At 48.7% G+C, this 18,652-nt stretch carries 16 protein-coding genes, 2 pseudogenes and 1 riboswitch; of the genes and pseudogenes, 9 read left to right on the forward strand and 9 right to left on the reverse strand.

Annotated elements, in window-relative coordinates; all coding sequences use genetic code 11:
* Window positions 1–51: 51 nt before the first annotated feature.
* Complete coding sequence (locus BRW63_RS14340) at window positions 52–294, reverse strand: DUF3134 domain-containing protein (protein ID WP_073072218.1); 243 nt, start codon at window positions 292–294, stop codon at window positions 52–54.
* Between the two features lie 269 nt (window positions 295–563).
* Here BRW63_RS14340 and BRW63_RS14345 point away from each other — a divergent pair, with 269 nt between their 5' ends.
* The 4 genes from BRW63_RS14345 to recJ are packed head-to-tail and all read left to right on the forward strand — an operon-like array spanning window position 564 to window position 4,941.
* Window positions 564–1,148, forward strand: a complete 585-nt coding sequence (locus tag BRW63_RS14345) for a PAP/fibrillin family protein (RefSeq protein ID WP_073072220.1) — start codon at window positions 564–566, stop codon at window positions 1,146–1,148.
* Window positions 1,149–1,153: 5 nt separating this feature from the next.
* Window positions 1,154–1,951 carry a PD-(D/E)XK nuclease family protein gene (locus BRW63_RS14350; RefSeq protein WP_073072222.1) on the forward strand — a complete coding sequence of 266 codons (798 nt, stop codon included), beginning with the start codon at window positions 1,154–1,156 and terminating at the stop codon, window positions 1,949–1,951.
* Between the two features lie 6 nt (window positions 1,952–1,957).
* Window positions 1,958–2,533: a GNAT family N-acetyltransferase gene (locus tag BRW63_RS14355; RefSeq protein WP_073072224.1), complete on the forward strand. Its 576-nt coding sequence runs from the start codon at window positions 1,958–1,960 to the stop codon at window positions 2,531–2,533.
* 11 nt (window positions 2,534–2,544) lie between these two features.
* Window positions 2,545–4,941 (forward strand): single-stranded-DNA-specific exonuclease RecJ, encoded by a 2,397-nt coding sequence (recJ, locus tag BRW63_RS14360; RefSeq protein WP_073072226.1) that lies wholly within the window; start codon window positions 2,545–2,547, stop codon window positions 4,939–4,941.
* Window positions 4,942–5,016: 75 nt separating this feature from the next.
* On the opposite strand, the gene BRW63_RS14365 is transcribed toward recJ, so the two are convergent.
* Both BRW63_RS14365 and BRW63_RS14370 read right to left on the reverse strand, forming a co-directional pair.
* On the reverse strand, window positions 5,017–6,507 hold the full coding sequence (locus BRW63_RS14365; RefSeq protein WP_073072228.1) for a glycosyltransferase: 1,491 nt from the start codon (window positions 6,505–6,507) through the stop codon (window positions 5,017–5,019).
* Between the two features lie 333 nt (window positions 6,508–6,840).
* Window positions 6,841–7,248 (reverse strand): annotated as a pseudogene (locus BRW63_RS14370) (FKBP-type peptidyl-prolyl cis-trans isomerase); the annotation flags it as partial.
* A gap of 232 nt (window positions 7,249–7,480) precedes the next feature.
* Here BRW63_RS14370 and BRW63_RS14375 point away from each other — a divergent pair.
* The 3 genes from BRW63_RS14375 to BRW63_RS14385 all read left to right on the forward strand — a co-directional run bounded on the left by BRW63_RS14375 (window position 7,481) and on the right by BRW63_RS14385 (window position 10,498).
* Window positions 7,481–8,398, forward strand: a complete 918-nt coding sequence (locus BRW63_RS14375) for a DMT family transporter (protein ID WP_073072232.1) — start codon at window positions 7,481–7,483, stop codon at window positions 8,396–8,398.
* Between the two features lie 438 nt (window positions 8,399–8,836).
* Window positions 8,837–9,109 (forward strand): hypothetical protein, encoded by a 273-nt coding sequence (locus BRW63_RS14380; RefSeq protein ID WP_073072234.1) that lies wholly within the window; start codon window positions 8,837–8,839, stop codon window positions 9,107–9,109.
* A 425-nt stretch (window positions 9,110–9,534) separates the two neighbouring features.
* Window positions 9,535–9,666: riboswitch (cyclic di-AMP (ydaO/yuaA leader) on the forward strand.
* Between the two features lie 136 nt (window positions 9,667–9,802).
* Window positions 9,803–10,498 carry a universal stress protein gene (locus BRW63_RS14385; protein WP_223257386.1) on the forward strand — a complete coding sequence of 232 codons (696 nt, stop codon included), beginning with the start codon at window positions 9,803–9,805 and terminating at the stop codon, window positions 10,496–10,498.
* A 162-nt stretch (window positions 10,499–10,660) separates the two neighbouring features.
* Here BRW63_RS14385 and BRW63_RS14390 read toward each other — a convergent pair whose 3' ends face one another.
* On the reverse strand, window positions 10,661–11,254 hold the full coding sequence (locus tag BRW63_RS14390) for a shikimate kinase (RefSeq protein ID WP_073072238.1): 594 nt from the start codon (window positions 11,252–11,254) through the stop codon (window positions 10,661–10,663).
* 218 nt (window positions 11,255–11,472) lie between these two features.
* On the opposite strand from BRW63_RS14390, the gene BRW63_RS14395 reads away from it, so the two are divergent.
* A complete protein-coding gene (locus BRW63_RS14395) occupies window positions 11,473–11,796 on the forward strand; it encodes a hypothetical protein (protein WP_073072240.1) in 324 nt (107 codons plus the stop codon).
* Between the two features lie 80 nt (window positions 11,797–11,876).
* Here the strand turns inward: BRW63_RS14395 and BRW63_RS14400 are convergent, their stop codons facing one another.
* The 4 genes from BRW63_RS14400 to phoU form a co-directional block, all read right to left on the reverse strand.
* Window positions 11,877–12,389, reverse strand: a complete 513-nt coding sequence (locus BRW63_RS14400) for a hypothetical protein (RefSeq protein WP_143162052.1) — start codon at window positions 12,387–12,389, stop codon at window positions 11,877–11,879.
* 115 nt (window positions 12,390–12,504) lie between these two features.
* Entirely contained in the window at window positions 12,505–13,128 is a 624-nt protein-coding gene (locus BRW63_RS14405; RefSeq protein WP_073072243.1) for a flavin prenyltransferase UbiX, read from the reverse strand.
* Window positions 13,118–15,460: a ribonuclease R family protein gene (locus BRW63_RS14410; RefSeq protein WP_073072244.1), complete on the reverse strand. Its 2,343-nt coding sequence runs from the start codon at window positions 15,458–15,460 to the stop codon at window positions 13,118–13,120. The genes BRW63_RS14405 and BRW63_RS14410 overlap by 11 nt, the downstream gene beginning before the upstream one ends.
* A 484-nt stretch (window positions 15,461–15,944) precedes the next feature.
* Window positions 15,945–16,616, reverse strand: a complete 672-nt coding sequence (gene phoU, locus BRW63_RS14415) for a phosphate signaling complex protein PhoU (RefSeq protein ID WP_073072246.1) — start codon at window positions 16,614–16,616, stop codon at window positions 15,945–15,947.
* Window positions 16,617–16,866: 250 nt separating this feature from the next.
* Here phoU and BRW63_RS14420 point away from each other — a divergent pair, with 250 nt between their 5' ends.
* Complete coding sequence (locus tag BRW63_RS14420) at window positions 16,867–17,802, forward strand: hypothetical protein (RefSeq protein ID WP_073072248.1); 936 nt, start codon at window positions 16,867–16,869, stop codon at window positions 17,800–17,802.
* A 65-nt stretch (window positions 17,803–17,867) separates the two neighbouring features.
* Here BRW63_RS14420 and clpP read toward each other — a convergent pair.
* Window positions 17,868–18,485, reverse strand: a pseudogene (clpP, locus tag BRW63_RS14425) (ATP-dependent Clp endopeptidase proteolytic subunit ClpP); the annotation flags it as partial.
* Between the last annotated feature and the right edge of the window lie 167 nt (window positions 18,486–18,652).

The raw sequence follows: 18,652 nt of genomic DNA on the forward strand, positions 1-18,652 counted from the left end.
TGTCTTTGTAAATAGAAGGCTTTCTCTTTCTACAAAGACTATCTGCTGACTCTAGTCTTCTAGCTCTAAATCGTCGCTATCATCGTCTAAATCAAAGGAGTTGTCATCTTCTGAAATGAACTGATTGATGTCGTCAACGTCTTCTGGTGCGCCAACTTCGACTTCTTGAACTTCACGAGCCAATAAGCGACCTGACTTTTCAAGCCAGTCAAGAATCGAAGACTCTTGCTGGACGGGAATCACAGCCGCTCGTTGATCACGAGGTTCTTCACGTAACGATGGATTATAAGTCATGGAGCGATTAAATTCACAACAAAAATTAACGTGTCTTCTTAAAGTTTAGACCCAATGAAACAACCAGAGTCTACCACCGACTTAAGAAATTGGCGCAAAAAATTCTCATATTTCTTTAGCGGTGTCAAGGTAGTTCTCTCAAGCTTATTGAATTAGCTGTGATTTTGCTCACTCAGATTCAAAAAAGTTTAGAGTAACCTGCCCCGATCGCCCGTCACGGCGAGTATCTTGAAGGCATTAGCTACCACTGTTTACGAGGGTAAGTGCAAATGATCGGGAAATCGGCACTGTTAGAAACGATCGCGGGCAAAAATCGAGGATTGCTGGCAACCGAGCCAGAGAGACAAGCAATCTTATCGGCGATCGCTCAACTTGAAGATCGTAATCCGACTCCGCGACCGATCGAGGCGCTTGACCTCCTCGAAGGCGATTGGCGGCTGATTTACACCACCAGTCAAGGAATTTTAGGCATTGAGCAGGTGCCCTTTCTTAAATTAGGACAGGTTTATCAGTCGATTCGGGCGCTAGAAGCCAAAATCTATAACATTGCCGAAGTCTATGGCGTACCATTTCTGGAAGGCATTGTCAGCGTAGCAGCACGATTTAAGCCCGTCTCTGACAAGCGGGTTGATGTCAAATTTGAGCGATCGATCTTAGGGCTTCAGCGTTTGATCGGCTACCAAACGCCCGATCACTTTATTCATCAAATCGAATCGGGACAAAAATTTGCGGCGATCGATTTCAGCCTCGACAACCGCGATCAACAAGGCTGGCTCGATACGACCTATTTGGATGAAAACTTGCGGATCGGGCGAGGCAACGAGGGCAGCGTCTTTGTTTTAACGAAAGGATAAAAATTATGCGCCTCTCTCAAGGGCAGTTAAACCTCCTCGAAACCTGTCCCCGTAAGTTTCAGCACACTTATTTAGAACAGTTGGCATCGCCTACAACGCCAGAGCAGCAAGAACGCTTACGGTTGGGGAGTCGCTTTCACTTGTTGATGCAGCAGCGAGAAATGGGGCTGTCGATCGAGGCGTTTATTCAAGAAGACGATCAACTGCGGCAGTTAATCACTGCATTTGTGGAAGCCGCTCCCAAAATTCTGTCTTTGACTGACGCGAACCCAGTTTTGCGCCAGAGCGAACATCAGCGCACCCTGGAGTTTGAAGGACATCTGATTACGGTCGTCTATGACTTACTGATTTTGACAGAGCAACAGGCTCAGATTCTAGACTGGAAAACTTACCCAAAGCCTCAGAAGTCTAGACAGTTGGCAGAAAACTGGCAGACGAAACTCTATCGCTTTGTGCTGGCAGAAACGAGCCATTTTGACCCTGAGCAGATTTCGATGACCTACTGGTTTTTTCAATCCACAGAAGCGGATCAAACCGAACCCCAAAGCTTGCGGTTTGCTTATGACACTGCTCAACACAAAAAGATTGGGCAAGACCTAACTCAATTAGTTCATCAGTTGACTGAGTGGCTCGATCGCTACCAGACGATCGGAGAAGCCTTTCCTCAAATTCCTCAAACCTCAGCCTGTGAAGCGTGTGGATTTGCCCTGCGATGCCAGCGATCGCCAGAGCAACAGAATGAAGGAGCGCTCAACTCTACAACGCCTCTCAGTCTCGCTGACATTGCAGAAATTCCTCTTTGAGCGTTTATGACGGACTTTTCAGATTTAGAACCCCATTCTTCTCAGCTTGATATCCGAGATATGGAGATCGACGACCTTGCCAACGTCTATCATCTAGGCGAAGAATTGTTTACGAGCGATCTCTATCCCTACATCTATCGCACCTGGGATCAGTGGGAAGTCATCGGACTCTACAACACCGATCCAGAATATTGTTTGGTGGCTGAAATCGACGAACAGCTAGCCGGATTTGTGTTGGGCACCATTATTAATAAATCTACATTGGTCTATGGCTACATCATTTGGTTAGGCGTGGCCCCCAGCTTTCAACGGCGCGGCGTAGCAGACAAACTGGTCGATAAACTAGTAGAACGCATGATCGATGATGGGGCCCGATTTATGATGGTAGACACCGACCCCGAAAATCTTCCGGCGCTCCAGTTCTTCACGCGCAAAGGGTTTGGCAATATGCGGCAGCACGTCTTTCTGTCAATGAATCTGAGTGACCATGATTATTACGGCAGACTCATTGCCTATGAGCGAGAAAAAGCAGATCGGGCGATCTGGAAGCGTCCTCGTCGCCGTCCCAACGCAACATCGTGAAGGAATCCTAAATGTCTGAGTTGACCGATCGGGCAAATTCTCTAAGACCTGCAAACCCGTGGGTGCTGCCTTCAGAGGTGCCGCCGAAAGAATTTGTAGCCGCGATCGTGAGCTTGGCGGAGCCGATCGCGTCGCATCTTCCTAAAATCAAAGGAGACTATATCGCTCAACTGCTTTGGAGTCGAGGCATTCGAGATCTTGAACAGTTGGCGGGCTATCTAAATCCTGACGATTATCAGCCCGTCAGCCCCTTTGAGTTTGGGCAAGAAATGCGCTGGGCAGTTGAGCGACTGCAATATGCCCATCAAACGGGAGAAACGATCGCCGTTTGGGGCGATTTTGATGCCGATGGAGTCACCGCGACCGCCGTTCTGTGGGATGGGCTAGGACAGTTTTTCACCCAAAATCAGCAGCTTTTTTATTACATTCCCAATCGGCTCACCGAGTCTCATGGCTTGTCTCATCAGGGAATCTCGCGGTTAAATGAGAAAAATTGCCGCTTGATCGTGACCTGCGACACGGGCAGTACGAATCTTGATGAAATTGACTACGCCAACCGTCTGGGCATTGATGTGATTGTCACCGATCACCATACGTTACCGATTCAGCGTCCTCCGGTGAAGGCGATCGTCAATTCGCGCTATTTTCCCAAAGATCATCCGCTTGCGAGTCTTTCGGGCGTTGCAGTCGCTTATAAACTCGTTGAGGCACTCTATGAGACTTTGCCAGAAGTGCCTCGTGAGCCGTTAAACCATTTGCTGGATTTGGTGGCGATCGGGCTAATTGCCGATCTGGTCGAACTCAAAGGCGATTGCCGCTATCTGGCACAAAAAGGAATTCAGCAGCTTCAAACCCATTCTCAGCGCCAACCCAGTGAGCAAACTCGCCCCGGCATCACCCGACTATTGGAATTGTGTAAGCGCACTGGCGATCGACCTACTGATATTTCCTTTGGTTTAGGCCCCCGAATTAACGCCGTCAGCCGTATTCAAGGCGATGCTCATTTTTGCGTAGAGTTGCTCACCAGTCGAGATATTCAACGCTGTCGAGAACTGGCTGAGGCAACCGAACTCGCCAATTCTCGCCGCAAAGCGCTGCAAAAAGATGTTGCCCGACAAGTGGCTGATAAGCTGGCTCATCTCGACCTCTCCACGACAAACGTGATTGTCTTGTGGGATGAACAATGGAGTGCTGGCGTGTTAGGTCTAGTCGCCGGACAAATCGCTCAAGAATATGGGCGACCGACTATTTTGCTGACCACCGAGCAGAACTCAACAGATTCAGTCCAAACGCCTGCCCTCGCTCGTGGATCTGCCCGATCGTTCAACCAGATCGACCTTTATCAACTCGTTAAAGATCAAGAACATCTTTTGCATCGATTTGGCGGGCATCCTTTCGCAGCCGGGTTGAGTCTTAACGTCGAAAACCTGCCGCTCTTTACGCAAGCGATTAACCAGCGATCGCGGCAGCAGATCGGCGGCGTTGAGAGGACTGCCCCTGCAATTCAGGCTGATCTAAAAGTCACGGTTCAAGAATTGGGCGCAGACCTTTATCGAGAACTTCGACTGATTGAGCCGTGTGGAATGGGCAACCCGATTCCTAGACTGCTGATTCAAAACTGTTGGTTTGAAGTTGGCAAACATCGCAACATTCAAGACTGGAAGGGGCAGAAAGTTAGCTACATTCAAACCAAATTCACAGTCCTGGATGATTCTGTATCGATCGGGTTTCCGGGGGTTTGGTGGGGCCACTACAGCTACGAAATTCCCCGCGGGCGATGTGACGCGATCGTCGAACTCGAAAACAACACCTATCGAAAGCAATATGAAGTCCGGTTAGTCGCCGTTCGCCCTTGTGTTAACTCGATTCAGAGCCGCACTCCTCAGATTGATTGGATTGTCGATCGGCGGCATGACAACTCCTCCGAACTTTCGGATTGTCTCAGCATTCAAACCTGCCCAACTAGCTGGAATGAGCTACAAGCCTGGTTTCGACGGGCAATTCGAGAACAGAAAAGTTTGGCGATCGCCTATCCATCTCCTTCCCTAAAGCCGCCCGGTGAAATCTGGCAAACCCTGATTGGGATCGCCAAATATCTCAGCCGCACCGGAAAAACCGCCACGCGCCAGCAGCTCTATAAACAGCTAGAAGTTGGCGATCTAGCGTTAAAAAACGGGTTTCTTGCCCTGAAATTTCTCGGCTTTCGGGTGACTTATCCAGAACACAGCTTTCAGGTGACTTGGGAGGCTGTAGAAGACGCGATCGCATCACAAGCTCAAGCTAAAAAAGCGATGCAGAATTTTTTTGCGGCAATTCAAGAAGAGCAATTTCAGCGTCAATATTTCTATCAAGTGCCGCTATCAACAATTCAAAACGTGGCATACCAAACAACTTTCAGAGATCAATAAGACTATCTGCGTACGGGCATGGCACTGCCGTGCCCATTATTATTGCAAGCAACCAACATAATTAATTCACGATCCTCAGCTAGCTTTGCGTAAAACTGCACGACTTGAAGCCGCCGTCGGCACAGCTTCTCTAAGCCCCCGACGTGTCACCACCCATTCAGTGTTTCCTAACAAGTGATCATAAATGGCGATGATAGCGATCACGTTCTTAAACACACAATAAAACGGGATAAACAAGCAGTAGAGAATAAAATCTCGAAACGGATTCTTCACGACTTTATTTCTGATTTGCCATGCCACCAGCGTTTGACAGGGGCCACTCAGCAGCGTCAACACTGTCGTTGCCCAAACATATTCTTGCGAAATCGCGGGCGGCTCTGTGTGAGTCAGCGCCAAGCTAAACAGCATTGGAAAGATTTGCAGCGCCACAAAATGAAACACCGCACTGTACATCAGCAGCATTGACCAATAGGTTTTTTGCCAGCCATCCAGCTTGTGAGACCGCAGCAGAGGAAGCTGATGTTTGAGCGTGACTTCTAGCCAACCCTGTGCCCAACGCTTGCGCTGAAACCAGAACGATCGCAGGTCGATCGGAGCCAGCTCTGTCGTGATAATTTCTGGATCGTGGACGATATTGTGCCCTCTGAGCAAAGTCCGCAGCGTCGCATCGATATCCTCAGTCATCATCGTGGGCGAGAAGCGAATCCGTCTCAGCACCGCCGTTCGCCAATAGCCATTTGAGCCACAAAACATCCCCGTGTCGGCTAACAGCGACTTGGCCGGGTGACTGACCCCATACATACACTCAAATTCCACCGCGATCATCCGCGTCAGAAAATTATTGCGGCTATTGCGAATCACATTTCGACCCTGCACCACCGCATAGCGATTGCTAGCAAGCCAACCCCAAGCCCGATGAAAACAGTCAGCGTTAGGGCGATGGTCAGCATCTAAAATGCCCGTCACTTCACCCGTCACGATTTTTAGCGCGGCATTCAGGTTTTCTGCTTTAGAGCGGCTTTCTTCAACCGGAAGCAGCCGTAGCTCTGGATGCCGCTCTGCCAACCGTTCTAGCTCATCTTCAACGGGTAGCCGCATGGGGCTGTTGTAAGCCAAAATCACTTCTAGCCCCGCATCAGGGCGATCGACGTGATTGAGAATATATTTGAGAGTGCTGAGAATGATGTGCTGCTCGTTAGGCAAATAAGCCACCACAATCAGCGAGCATTTCGGTAGCGGACGATTTGGCTCAGATAGGTCATTCCTTTGCATTGCGTAAGTGCGCGGCATCCGCAAAAAACGTTGCAGTACCCCTAGTTTGGGCTTTTGTTTGCGCGGAGACGAGTAGGCGATCGCCGTTGACATTGCCTCACCAATCACCACCACCGAAGTCACAAAATAGAGAATCGGGATGAGGAGGTGTAGGGGGAGCAAGTTCCATCCACCCTTCAAGATGCAGTAGTAGACGATAGTCGGCAACCCGATCACTACCACATGGGTGAAGATAACCTTGTCAACAATAGAACCAAAAACAACGATGGGCTTGTGCAGCAGTCCCTTCCTCATAATTTTTTAACGATTAACGAATCCATATAGATAGAAACCATGCACAAGCAGCCTTGTCAAACGTCGAGAGGCTATCGGGCAGCTAAGATCTGGGGTCTGAGCCTGTCAAATCCTTGTGTAGCATACCCCATAGCAGATGAGTAAGATCACCCAAGAATACAACAATCTTTGCTGATCCTTATCTGTTACAGAAAGCAATATAAACGAGTTTCTGTCTAGCGATCGTCTTCAGTTTGATATAAATCAATTACGGAAATTTGTTAAAAAAATTGGCTTTGCGGTTTCGTAGATCACGACCTGCAAAGCCTCGTTAAAGTTGCATAAGCCTGGATGTCAAGCAATCTCAACCAGTTGAATTTCAAAGACTAAATCTTCTCCAGCCAGAGGGTGATTGGCATCGAGTGTAACTTCTGAGTCAGAAATGTCTGTAATCACAACTGGAATTGCTTCCCCTGAAGGCTGCTGAATTTGGAGTTGTTGCCCCACTTCTGGGGCTAACTCGGCTGGCATTTGGGCACGATCGACCACCAGCACCATTTCTTCTCGATGTGGGCCGTAAGCCTGCTCGATCGGAATCGTCTCTGTTTTAGAATCACCCGGACTCATTCCCACCACGGCTATCTCAAAACCGGGAATAATATTTCCTTCTCCGATCGTAAACTCTAAGGGTTCGCCCTCAGTAGACGAATCAAACACGGTGCCATCATCTAACTTGCCTGTATAGTGAACTCGAACTTTGTCACCTTGCTGTGCGTGTGCCATGCATTCGCTCCTGGAATGTTATTGCGGTTTGAATCACTTTTTACTCTAGCGGTCGGGATGCAAAACAGCCATGATCTAAACATTTCTGTAATCTCACCGCTAAAACTTTTTACGCTAACTCGATCGTAGTCCTCCAACCAACTACCCAACTGCTTTAGCGACTGAGATAAAAGGCGTTAGGGTTGACTTTTGTGAATCGCGATCGTCGCTCATGCCTCTCGATTTTTTTTCGTTCATCTTCCTATTCAAAGGAGAGTTTGCGGCTCTTAGTGCTGCCCTGATCTGGGCAAGTGCTTCTGTGATTTACAGCAAAGTCGGACGGCAACTTTCTCCCCTAATTCTTAACTTGACAAAGGGATGGATTGCGATCGTCCTCATTGTCTTGACGCTGCTTTTGCGTGGGCAACTCATACCCTCGATTAGCGCGTCCCATTGGGGTCTGTTGCTCCTAAGCGGAATCTTAGGAATTGGCTTCGGAGACACGGCTTACTTTAATGCGCTTAACTGCATCGGGGCGAGACGAACGCTGTTACTCGAAACGCTAGCGCCTTCGCTGTCTGCCTTGCTCGCAATGCTATTTTTGCAAGAACATCTCTCCTCAGTTGCCTGGTGGGGAATCGGACTTACCCTAACTGGCGTGTTTTGGGTAGTGGCTGAACGGGTTCCTGAATCTGCTCAAACTCATTTCCGTCCCCTGCGAGGTCTTGGGTTTGGTTTTCTGGCCGCACTGGGGCAATCGATCGGGGCAGTGCTTTCAAGAGCCGCTTTAAGTGGAACTGACATCGATCCACTTTTGAGTACGCTAATTCGGCTGATAGGAGGCACGATCGTGCTACTGATGTGGGTCTTCATTCGGCCGCCCAGAGAGAAACTATTTAAACCTCTGTCATCTCAGCGCTTGTTCGTCACTGTTGCCGGAACTGCCTTCATCAGCACTTACTTAGGAATTTGGTTACAGCAGATCTCTCTCAAATATGCAGCCACCGGAGTGGCACAAGCACTCACTAATACCAGCCCGCTTTTTATTCTGCCGATCGCGCTATGGATGGGTGAAAAAGTCAGTCTCAGAGCCGTTTTGGGCGTTGCCGTTGCCTTAGCTGGAGTGTGGTTATTGTTTAACAAGGCATAGGTCATCTGTCACACTTCACTCTTCCAATGGCTAGACGACTGACGGCTGATCCCAGGATTAGATAGTAAAGTTAAGCACTCTTGCAGCATTATTTTCTCTAATTAGGAGATTTTAGAGCAAGTTAAAATGCAGATGTACTGTAAATAATGAGGAGCTAAAGCTTTGTCTTTGTAAGTCTCCGAACAGACCGAGCAGAGCTTGTTTTTGGGTGCAGCCCACAGCTACAGATCCCCTTGATCGGTACGTAGAACTACTTGTTCCTGAAACATCGTCCCTGCTGCTTCGGTATTCACGCTCATGGAATCCTACCTAATGACTGGTTTGATAGAGAGAGCGTTTCGGCTCAGGTTCGGGCTGGATTTATGAGCTAGAAGACCACCAGCTAGAAAAACGTGCACCCTCAGTGAGTCAAAAAGTTTATCAAGGAGCGTTGTTGCAATGCAGCCACTCTTACTATTATTCGTCGCCTTTTACAGTCTCTTAATGCCGATTTTGTTCATAAATTGGCTCGGTTTCTTTCGGGAAGATTTAAGTCTAACCAAAAGTGAAAAGCGCCTTTCGATCGTGGTGATTGCGATCGCAACACTCTTTTGGCCGATCGTGATTCCCTTTGCCTATCTAGAACTTCTAGGTAAGTTTCAAAGATCCGCAAGAACGACCCGTCTGTATAAGAAAATGTTAGAAACCACTGCCGATTCTCAACTCTGTTAATCTACAAAAATTTATGTAGAGTCTCTTAAACTCACTAAAGGTGCGAGACTCTGCACAGCTTTATTAAAACTATAAGAAATTGAAGTTACAAATTCTATCTTTAGAGAGATATCAAACTTGAGTGCTTCGTCAACCCTCTGCTAGAAGTGCTAGTTAGAAACTATTTTTGTGATTTCATATACATTTCTAAGGGAACGTCCAGAGAGCTAATCGATACTGTTATAATTCTGGAGTTTGTTAGATTGGTCAAAGATCGATGACAAACCAAATTCACCTGTGATTTTGTCTTCAAAGTATCAGAGATTTACGAATCAGCTATCGTAGATTAGTCACTGAAGAGTTTTGTGCCAGTCTATACTAGCTGGTAATTTCACAGTTGTGTACGTCATTCGAGTGGGTAGCCTAATCTGAATGCAAGGTTGACCTGTTTAATCGGGTCGATTATTCCATTCAAAGCGGAGGAACCAACCTTATTTTGGGGCGAATCTCAGAGAGCTTGAGAGAGACACCTTCCAGTCTTAGCCCGTCAGCTAACTCCGTCGGCAATGGGAGGAGTGCCCAAGGCTCGCGCTTTTATGAGCAGCAGTCATTGGGGTCTCCTGGTTGATTTCCTAGCGTCGCTTACTCAAGAACCGCTAGGGGCAAAAACCCTGACCCACCTCTCGCAAACCCTGATCCTGAGAGGTTTTTACCGTGAATATCCTATCCATGCTGGTGCGTCTTCAAAGCACGCTAGGTCGCAGTGACTTAGTGAATAAAATGGTGCTTTTACCACAGGCACACTTGCTCCAGACCAGTTCTGATCAAGAAATTAATTTGGTTGTGGGTTATTCGAGTTCTCCCCGCAGTCAAACCGCGCTCGACCTGACATTATGGATTGCTCACCAAACCCGGTTAGCAACCGGAAAACAGGTCACTGTTCAAGTGGTCTATGTTGTCGATAACCGATCGAGTCAGAAGCGATCTGCTTTTGCTGGCACGATCGATTCAATGCAGCGATGGGCACGAGACCCGCAAGACTCGCTTGACCGCCTTTGTCTGGCTTCTAACGATCTCGTTCGTCCCGGAACAGCACTGGCAGAGTTGCCCGACTTTAATGAGCAAGGCAGTTCTAATCTTGAGATGGGCATGGCAGATGTGTTTGAACGCGCCGATCGGATTCTCTGGCAAGCTCGCTGTTTAGCCGATGAGTGGCGCGGTTCTCTTAAAACTCATCTTCGCTTTGGCTCGGTTGACGAAGAGTTAAGGAGCGTCGTTCAAGCTGAATCAGCATCTTTGCTAATTTTGGGCTGTGAATCTGCCCAGCATCCTTTAGTGCAGCAATTAGGAAAAGCGTTTCCCTGCACTGTGTTGGGCATTCCTTCCGCGTTAGATGATGATGTGATTTAGCGTCAGTTCGACAAGTTTTTTCGCTTCGTCACGTCGCGGCTTCTACCCCCTAAATCCCCCATTCTGAGGGACTTTGAACCGAAAACTTTGGCTTGAGGTTCCCCAATTTGGTGGATTTAGGTAGCTCTCCCGAATTCACACTGCCTTCGGTTCGCTGATTTTCTAAGGTTCGATCTGATAAGGAGTCTCTTGATTCATCAGTCTGAGGCGCTCGTTGATCTGTGATTTTTCCTGACATTTTTGAGCGATCGCGTCCATAACTCTTGCAGCAACCTGGGTAGCTGACTCGTCAGGCATCACGGTAATCCGCAAATCTGCTTGAGCATAGAGTGACTGGCGTTGGTCTGAGAGTGCTTGCAGTTTTTCCTTGAGATTGGCCTTTTGATCTTGAAGAATTGGACGGCTTGTATCCTGCTGAAGACGTTGATGCAGTTGCTCGATCGGAACGTCAAGCCACACTACAACCCCGTGTCTTAAATAGCTCCAGTTTTCGCGCTTGAGAACAATTCCGCCACCCGTAGCGATCACGAGTTGAGTGTAGGGCGATAACTGAGCTAAAACCTGAGTCTCTAGCTGCCGAAAAGCGGCTTCTCCAGATTCAGCAAAAATTTGTGTAATGGTTTGTGTAGCTGCTTGCTCAATCACGGCATCGGTGTCAAAAAATCGGTAGCTAAGGTGCTGTGCTAGCAAGCGCCCGATCGTGGTCTTCCCGGCTCCCATCATGCCGATGAGGTAAAGATTAACGCCTTTTAACAAGAAATGCTCCTAATTAACCTGACTAGACTTCCATCTCCACACTAGCGTTAAGCGGTTTCGCTGGGATGAAGTTTGGCAAAATCTGTATTCACGAAAATTAAGAAACTTTAATCAAAAATTAAGCTCATAAAGTAGCAATAAATACTGAATTCCAGTGATGATTTCTTAACTTATCCAGGCTAGTTTGTGGAAAACCAAAGATCAGTCGGAGAGCGATCATGATTTCGCGTTTACTTGTTATCTCTTTTCTCAGCCTCGGACTTTCCATGACTACGACAAGAGCGATCGCAACTATTCCTGCCCAAGAAGCTATAGCCTCAGTTGGACAACCCAATTTAAATCAAGATAGCCAGCCGCAGACGGATAATAGCGATGCTGCAAGCCAGCAAGTTTTTTTAGGAGTGCTAGCAATTTTCCTACTCGGAACGCCTGTATTAGGATGCGCGGTCTATAAACAGCATCGTAGTTACCGCAAAGTTCTCCAGCGCAATAAAGTTGAAAGCCTGGAAAGAATTTGGAGACTACCCTCGAAAACTAGATAGTCGATCGTGGATTAATAATGTCGGTTGCTTGCAATAATAATGGGCACGGCAGTGCCATGCCCGTACACAAATGGAATCGGCTACTTGTCGAAATCGTCTTCAGTTGGGTTTCGGTCAAGATTGCGATAAGGTGGCACGATTACCCGAAAGTCAGCGTCTACAACTGATTCAGGTTTTTCGGTACTAGAATCCGATCGAGCCTCTGCCTGATAATCTGTTCGTCGTCGAGTGTCTGGCTCCCAATTTTTGGGGCGATCGTCTGCCTCGTCATCAAACCAATCTGAAGCGTCGTCTTCCCAATCAGAGCCGTCTTCGTCTTGTTTAACTGATGCAGATGGCGGCTTTGCTTGCCAAGCGGTACGAGTTTGGGCGGGTTCGGTTTCTTTAGGAGCCTGGTAAGCATAGCGATTAGCAGGATTTTGAGCAAACGATGCGGGTTTGCGTCCTCGAACCTGTCGCTGTGCTGTGAACCCCGTCAAGCGGAAAAGCCCCGCAATCACCAAGGCGGTGAGAATGCCTGCCGCGATCGCGCCCAAAACCCACAAGGCTAATGGAAAAGCGGGCGATCGTATTCCCAAAAATACTAACTGCATGGAGGGAGTCCAGTTTTGCAACGCAAAGAGGAGCAGAGTTGCTGCAATTCCGAGCAGTAGTATCAGACGAATGATCGGCATCTTTGACAAAGAGGAAGTTTATTCAAATCTGATCCTATCCTTCTTTCCAGCGATCGAGCGGCACACAATCAATGTCTAGCTGATCTAAGGCGCGGGCGACCACAAAATCAACTAAGTCCTCAATGGTTTTGGGGTTGTGATACCAGGCAGGAATGGCAGGAACAATGCGAGTTCCGGCTTCTGCAAGCGCCGTTAGATTGCGGAGGTGAATCAAACTTAAGGGCGTTTCGCGAGGGACGATCACCAGTTTGCGACCTTCTTTTAGCTGCACGTCAGCCGCTCGTTCTAATAAATCAGAACTGAGTCCCGCCGCTAGCTTGCCCACGGTGCTCATGCTGCACGGCATAATCAGCATCCCGATCGTCCGAAATGAGCCACTGGCAATGTTGGCACCTACATCTCCCCAAGGATGGCAGGTGAGTTTGCCCCCAGCTTCGACTCCGCACTGCTGCCGCCAAAACTTTTCTTGCTGCATCGGTTCTGGCGGCATTCGGATGCCTTCTTCGGCTTGCCACACGAGATAAGTCGATTTGGTAGCAACCAGTTCGATCGGGTAATCTGCCTCTAGCAAAAACTTCAGCGCCCGAACTGCATAGATTAGCCCAGAAGCGCCTGAGATCCCTAAAATTAGGGGACGAGAGGCTTCGTTATTCCTCACCCTCAAACTCCTGGTCGGGCAGAGCATCTTCATTTGCCAGGTCTTCTTCGGTCGCTTCGCTGCCACCACCGACGGCAATTAGGTCAATTTGCTGACGATAGTAATCGACGCTCTTCACTTGAACTTCGATGCGATCGCCCAACCGATATTGTTTGCGGTTTTTGCGCCCCACCAGCGTTTGCTGACGAGAACGGAATTCATACCAATCATCTTTGAGAGAACTGACGTGCACCAGTCCTTCAACGAGCAGTTCTTCAATCTCCACAAACAGACCGTAGGACTGCACTCCTGTGATCAGACCGTGAAAGACTTCACCCGTGCGTTCTTTCATCAGTTCGGCTTTTTTCAGCCCTTCTAAATCGTTTTCGGCATCTTGGGCAAGTTTTTCTCGCTCACTCAGATGAACCACTACGGCGCTAAAGTGATTTTCTAGCTCCTGCTGAATTTCGGGGGGCAACACATTCCAGGTGACTTGACCGTGAGCCGAACTGTGGCGCAGGTTGACGCTTTCTTTGGCGCGAGTTGAGCGACGATCGCGTCCTTCTTCAAACAGCGCGTGAAGTGCCCGATGCACCAACAAATCAGGGTAGCGGCGCACCGGAGACGTAAAGTGAGTATAGCCCTGCTCTAACGCCAGACCAAAGTGTGATTTTGGCGTGGTGCTATAAAAAGCAGGCTTGAGCGTAGACAGCAGCAAATAGGTCAAAACTCGCTCAGAGTCAGATTCAGCGAACTTATGAGTGAAATTTTGGTAATCTTGAGCGCGAACGACATCTTCCTGTTCTAGCTTGAGTTCGATGCCCATGCTCACCGCGAGTTTGATCAACTCCTGCACGTCATCAGGGTCAGGCGTAGGGTGAACGCGATAGACCGCTGGAATCTCTAAGGATTGCAGGTGTGTGGCAACGGTTTGATTTGCCAGCAGCATCAACTCCACAATCATCGAGTGAATCGGTAGCGTTGAAGACACGACCACCGCACCCAGAGCGCCCTCATCGTCGTAGTGAAATTTGCTGAACGTGTATTTACCAACTTCTTCAGGCGATTCTGACCCGTCCGATCGCGCAAAAATCTTTTCTGGCAGGTTCAGTTCAAACGCCCCTCGCTGACGGCGTTGCTCTTTGATCGCATGACTGAGCGCATCGAGTTGAGTCATCATCGCAAACACAGGCTCAAAGGCTTTCACCTCTTCAGTGTGCTGATTTGCCAGAATGAGTTCTGCTTGCTGATAGCTGAGTTGATAGTTAACCTGAATGACGCTGGGCTGAATCTCAAACTCGACAACCTGTCCCTGATCATTCAAAATCAGCAAAACGGAGATCGCGAGACGGTCTTTCTCGGTTTGAAGTGAGCAGAGCTGATCGGTGATTTGCTCTGGCAACATCGGCAACACCAGATCACCTAAATAGACTGAAACTCCCCGCTTTTGCGCCTCTCGGTCTAATGCAGAACCCGCTTCGACATAGTGAGCCACGTCAGCGATGTGAATGCCTAACTGCCAGTGCCCGTCTTCTGTGCGATCGAGGGTAATGGCATCGTCAGCGCTGTCAGTCGCGTGAGATTTAATGGTGAGCGTGGTCAACTCGCGCAGGTCTAAGCGCTTTTTGAGTTCGACTTTGGTAATTTTGTTAGACAGTCCTTTAGCGGCGGTTAATACTGCCTCAGAGAAGCCGCGAGGCAAGTCATGCTTGCAGCAAACAATATCTACATCTGCCGCTTCTGAATCGGTGCCGAGAATTTTGGCAACTTTTCCCAGCGGGGCGTGCTGCCCTAGCGGATAGCGCTCTACCTCGACGTGAACGAGATGATCGATCGCGTCCTCTAGCGCTTTGCCGTTCTCATGTAGACTTAGCTCAAACAGCAAGCGATCGTCTAAAGGCACTGCCCGAAAATCACCCGTTTCTGCTTTTTTGATCCGCGCTAACACTGAGGGGTTTGAGCGCTCTAAAATCAGCCGAACTTCTCCTTCAGGGCTGCGGCGGCGACTGCCTTCTTTGGTGACGCGGACTAGCACACGATCGCCGTTCCAGGCATGGCTGAGTTGACTTTCGCGAATGTAAATATCTTCCGAGCCTTCTATATCTTGAATCGCGAAACAAAAGCCCTTGCTCGAACAGCGCAGTCTTCCTTCGACCACGCTCTCTTCTGCAACCCGACGATACTTGCCCCGCTCTTTGACCAAGATGCCCACCTTTTCTAAGGCATCGATCGCGATTTGCAGCTTCCGAAGACTGGCTTCGTCATAGCACTCTAACTTTTTCTCTAGAGCCTTCGGTGCAACTAGTTTGTCATCTATAAAATTTGCCAGTAGGTCGGCGATCGAGAATTCCATGCAGCGATATGTCCTCGTATGTCTTCGTTCTGTCGTTTGATGCGTTGTCACGTCACAGCGCTTGTATTAACCCCGTCTAACGCGAAGGTCAAACGGCACCAGCCTGTAAGTTTTCCCATTTCAACAGTTGGGAGTCTGTAAGCAATGCAGTTTCAACCTCTAAATCTCTCAAAGGTTGAACTTGACGTAACGCTACCGTCTGCTTAGTTGCCCAAAGTCACTCTCTAAAACTCATCTTCCAAACGCTTACCGGATGGTCTTATCGAATGTCTTAAACCAGGTAGCTCAACCGCAATCTTAATCACTCTAAGCTGACCTAAAGGTCATTCCTACGATCGTTGCTTAAAGGTTCTAAAAGTGGGTTGCCTTTCAATCTTGTCATGAAAGGTAACGGGTTGGCAAAATTCCTATAAAAATGACATTAGGAATCGGTGACCAATACCATTTGATCTAGACGGCGTGTGAATTAATTTTAGCTAGACGATCAGCGTTGCCCGGTGACAATATAGGCGACTCGCTTACCAATATTTGTCGCGTGGTCAGCCATGCGTTCTAAATGACGAATTAGGAGAACTAGCAGCACGATCGGTTCGACGACTCCTGGCACATCAGATTGCTGAGTCAGCAGCGTGTAAAGAGTTTCATAATCTAAATCGACCGCATCGTCTTTATCGCGTACTTCTAGCCCAGATGCGGCATCGAGATTCGATAGAGACACCAGACTCATTGCTAACATGGCGCGACAGCGATCGAACATCAGTCGCACTTGCCCCATGTAAGGAGAAACGGGATAGGGAAACAACCGCACCGCCACTTCTCCCAGGTTTTTAGCATAGTCGCCAATTCTCTCTAAGTCGCGCACTAGCTGCATCAGAGCGCTGAGAAGCCGCAGATCTTGAGCGACCGGAGATTGCAGGGCGATCAAGTTGACGCAATCTATCTCGATTTGTTTATAGAGGCGATCGATTTGCTTATCTTGAAAGATAATCTGGTCGGGTGCCTCCAAATCTCCCTCAAACAATGCCTGTCGTGCCATATTGCAAGAACTTTCAACCAGGGCACCCATTCGCAAGACATCTCGCTGGATGCGCTTGAGTTGTCGCTCAAAGTTGATGCGGAGCGGTTCTTGACCTTCTAAAGACACAGATTTATACATTTCTGAGTATTTGGCTGTATTAAAGTTCTATATCTTAGAGCGTTTAACTATAGCAACTAGGCGAGAGGAGTGCTGGTATCGTGAAAAACCTTTTGGATGATTTCAATGACGAAACGCTCAAAGTCTGATATATTCTCTGATTTTAGACTGTTTCAGATTGAGTCAGCCACGATCGTCACTCTTGCGGTAGATTGCCAGTAGGCAGTCATCTGTAAAAGTACTGCTTTCCCTACCACTTCCTAGAATGAACATGAATGCAACCCATCTCACGCTGAACAATTCTCGTTTTGCCATGTCTGATGATCTGACTCCTGCTTCGCTGTTTGCCGTTCGCGAATCGCCCTTAAGCGCGGGTGCGCCGACCCAATCCACGAGTCACAGCCTGTTTGCTCAACTCCGCAGTCAATATCCAACTGGGGCGCTGACTTCTGAACTCGTGCAGATTCACGACGGACAGTTTGTGGTGCGCGCCTTGGTGCAGGTTGGGAATGCCATTTTAGCAACGGGAATGGCTGCCGCCGATCGGATTGAAATCGCCGAAGATTGCGCCAGAATCCGGGCGATGGAGGTGTTGGGCATTGCGCCGACGGTTCCTTCTGCTTACGGAGTTCAGGCGCAGCTAGTGACAGAGGCTCCGAGAGAGCCAGAGTTTTCGGCTGCGTCGTTAAATGCGCTGAAAGATGCTAAACTTCCAACGTTTGAGAGCCAGGAGATTGAAGAGATTGCGCCTCCTAAAGCCATCAGGGGCGGTGAGAAAAAAGAGTTTTCTGAGAAGCCCGCATCCGTGAGTAGCGGCTCAGACGACTTCCTCTCTACATTCCCTGGGTTAGACCTGCCCGAAGCGGTGCAAGCCCCTGCTGAGGCTGAATATGATTACAGCCAGGATGTTGAAGCAGATTTGCCTGAAGAGACGATCGCGCCTCAAGAAATGGAGGCGGTGAAAGTCAGTGTTCCTGATGTGGAATTTTCTAGCGACCCGATCGACCTCTCAGACGCGATCGCTCAAATCGGCACTGAGATCGAACGCATTGGCTGGACTAAAAAGCAAGGCAGCACCTATCTGCAAAAAACCTACAGCAAGAAAACCCGTGCCGAGCTGACAGAAGACGAGTTGCTAGAGTTCTTGCACTACTTGAAAGCGCTTCCCTCAAAAGGACAGCCTTCGCTGAGTCAAATTCCGTTCTAATCGTCTACAAAAGAGTAGAGACGTGAAATTTCACGTCTCTACCAATGATGGTTTGATTGATTTTTCTATTTCACAACTGCGGGTCTGAGTGCCGAGGGGCGACGATCGATGACTTGATCAATCAGTCCGTAGTCTCTGGCTTCTTCGGCAGACATAAAGAAGTCGCGTTCGGTGTCTTCTTGAATCTGCTCTAACGGTTTGCCCGTGTTGTCTGCCAAAATCTCGTTTAAGCGCTGCTTAATGTAGAGAATCTCTCGCGCCTGAATTTCGATGTCAGTGGCTTGACCTTGGGCACCGCCGAGGGGCTGGTGAATCATGATCCGCGAGTGAGGCAGGCTCATGCGCTTGCCTTTGGTGCCCGCACTGAGCAAAAATGCGCCCATGCTAGCGGCAAAACCGACGCAAATGGTGCAGACATCAGGACGGATTTGCTTAATCGTGTCGTAGATGCCCATCCCTGCCGAGACAGATCCGCCCGGTGAGTTGACATAGAGGTAGATGTCTTTTTCGGGGTCTTCAGAGTCGAGGAAAAGCAGTTGAGCGACGACCAGGTTTGCCACCTCAGCGTTGATCTCAGATCCCATAAAGATGATTCGCTCTCGCAGTAGACGAGAGTAAATATCAAAGGCGCGTTCGCCTCTACCCGACGTTTCAATAACGGTAGGAATCATGGAGTCTTCCTGTCCTTGATAATTTTTTCTATTCTAACGAGTTAACGAGCAAGACTGATCGTACGGCTAACTCACCCTTGACAGCTACTGTGTTCACACAAGTCTCTCGATTGGTCATTGCTGAGATCTTCGCCCCCTAAATCCCCCAAAATGGGGGACTTTGAATCGGAGGTTTGGGC

Source organism: Phormidesmis priestleyi ULC007 (genome assembly GCF_001895925.1).
Lineage (GTDB): Bacteria > Cyanobacteriota > Cyanobacteriia > Leptolyngbyales > Leptolyngbyaceae > Phormidesmis_A > Phormidesmis_A priestleyi_A.

Coding starts and splice junctions, on each gene's coding strand:
- BRW63_RS14340 (WP_073072218.1), bottom strand. CDS start 294: ATGACTTATAATCCATCGTTACGTGAAGAACCTCGTGATCAACGAGCG.
- BRW63_RS14345 (WP_073072220.1), top strand. CDS start 564: ATGATCGGGAAATCGGCACTGTTAGAAACGATCGCGGGCAAAAATCGA.
- BRW63_RS14350 (WP_073072222.1), top strand. CDS start 1,154: ATGCGCCTCTCTCAAGGGCAGTTAAACCTCCTCGAAACCTGTCCCCGT.
- BRW63_RS14355 (WP_073072224.1), top strand. CDS start 1,958: ATGACGGACTTTTCAGATTTAGAACCCCATTCTTCTCAGCTTGATATC.
- recJ (WP_073072226.1), top strand. CDS start 2,545: ATGTCTGAGTTGACCGATCGGGCAAATTCTCTAAGACCTGCAAACCCG.
- BRW63_RS14365 (WP_073072228.1), bottom strand. CDS start 6,507: ATGAGGAAGGGACTGCTGCACAAGCCCATCGTTGTTTTTGGTTCTATT.
- BRW63_RS14375 (WP_073072232.1), top strand. CDS start 7,481: ATGCCTCTCGATTTTTTTTCGTTCATCTTCCTATTCAAAGGAGAGTTT.
- BRW63_RS14380 (WP_073072234.1), top strand. CDS start 8,837: ATGCAGCCACTCTTACTATTATTCGTCGCCTTTTACAGTCTCTTAATG.
- BRW63_RS14395 (WP_073072240.1), top strand. CDS start 11,473: ATGATTTCGCGTTTACTTGTTATCTCTTTTCTCAGCCTCGGACTTTCC.
- BRW63_RS14400 (WP_143162052.1), bottom strand. CDS start 12,389: ATGCAGTTAGTATTTTTGGGAATACGATCGCCCGCTTTTCCATTAGCC.
- BRW63_RS14410 (WP_073072244.1), bottom strand. CDS start 15,460: ATGGAATTCTCGATCGCCGACCTACTGGCAAATTTTATAGATGACAAA.
- phoU (WP_073072246.1), bottom strand. CDS start 16,616: ATGTATAAATCTGTGTCTTTAGAAGGTCAAGAACCGCTCCGCATCAAC.
- BRW63_RS14420 (WP_073072248.1), top strand. CDS start 16,867: ATGAATGCAACCCATCTCACGCTGAACAATTCTCGTTTTGCCATGTCT.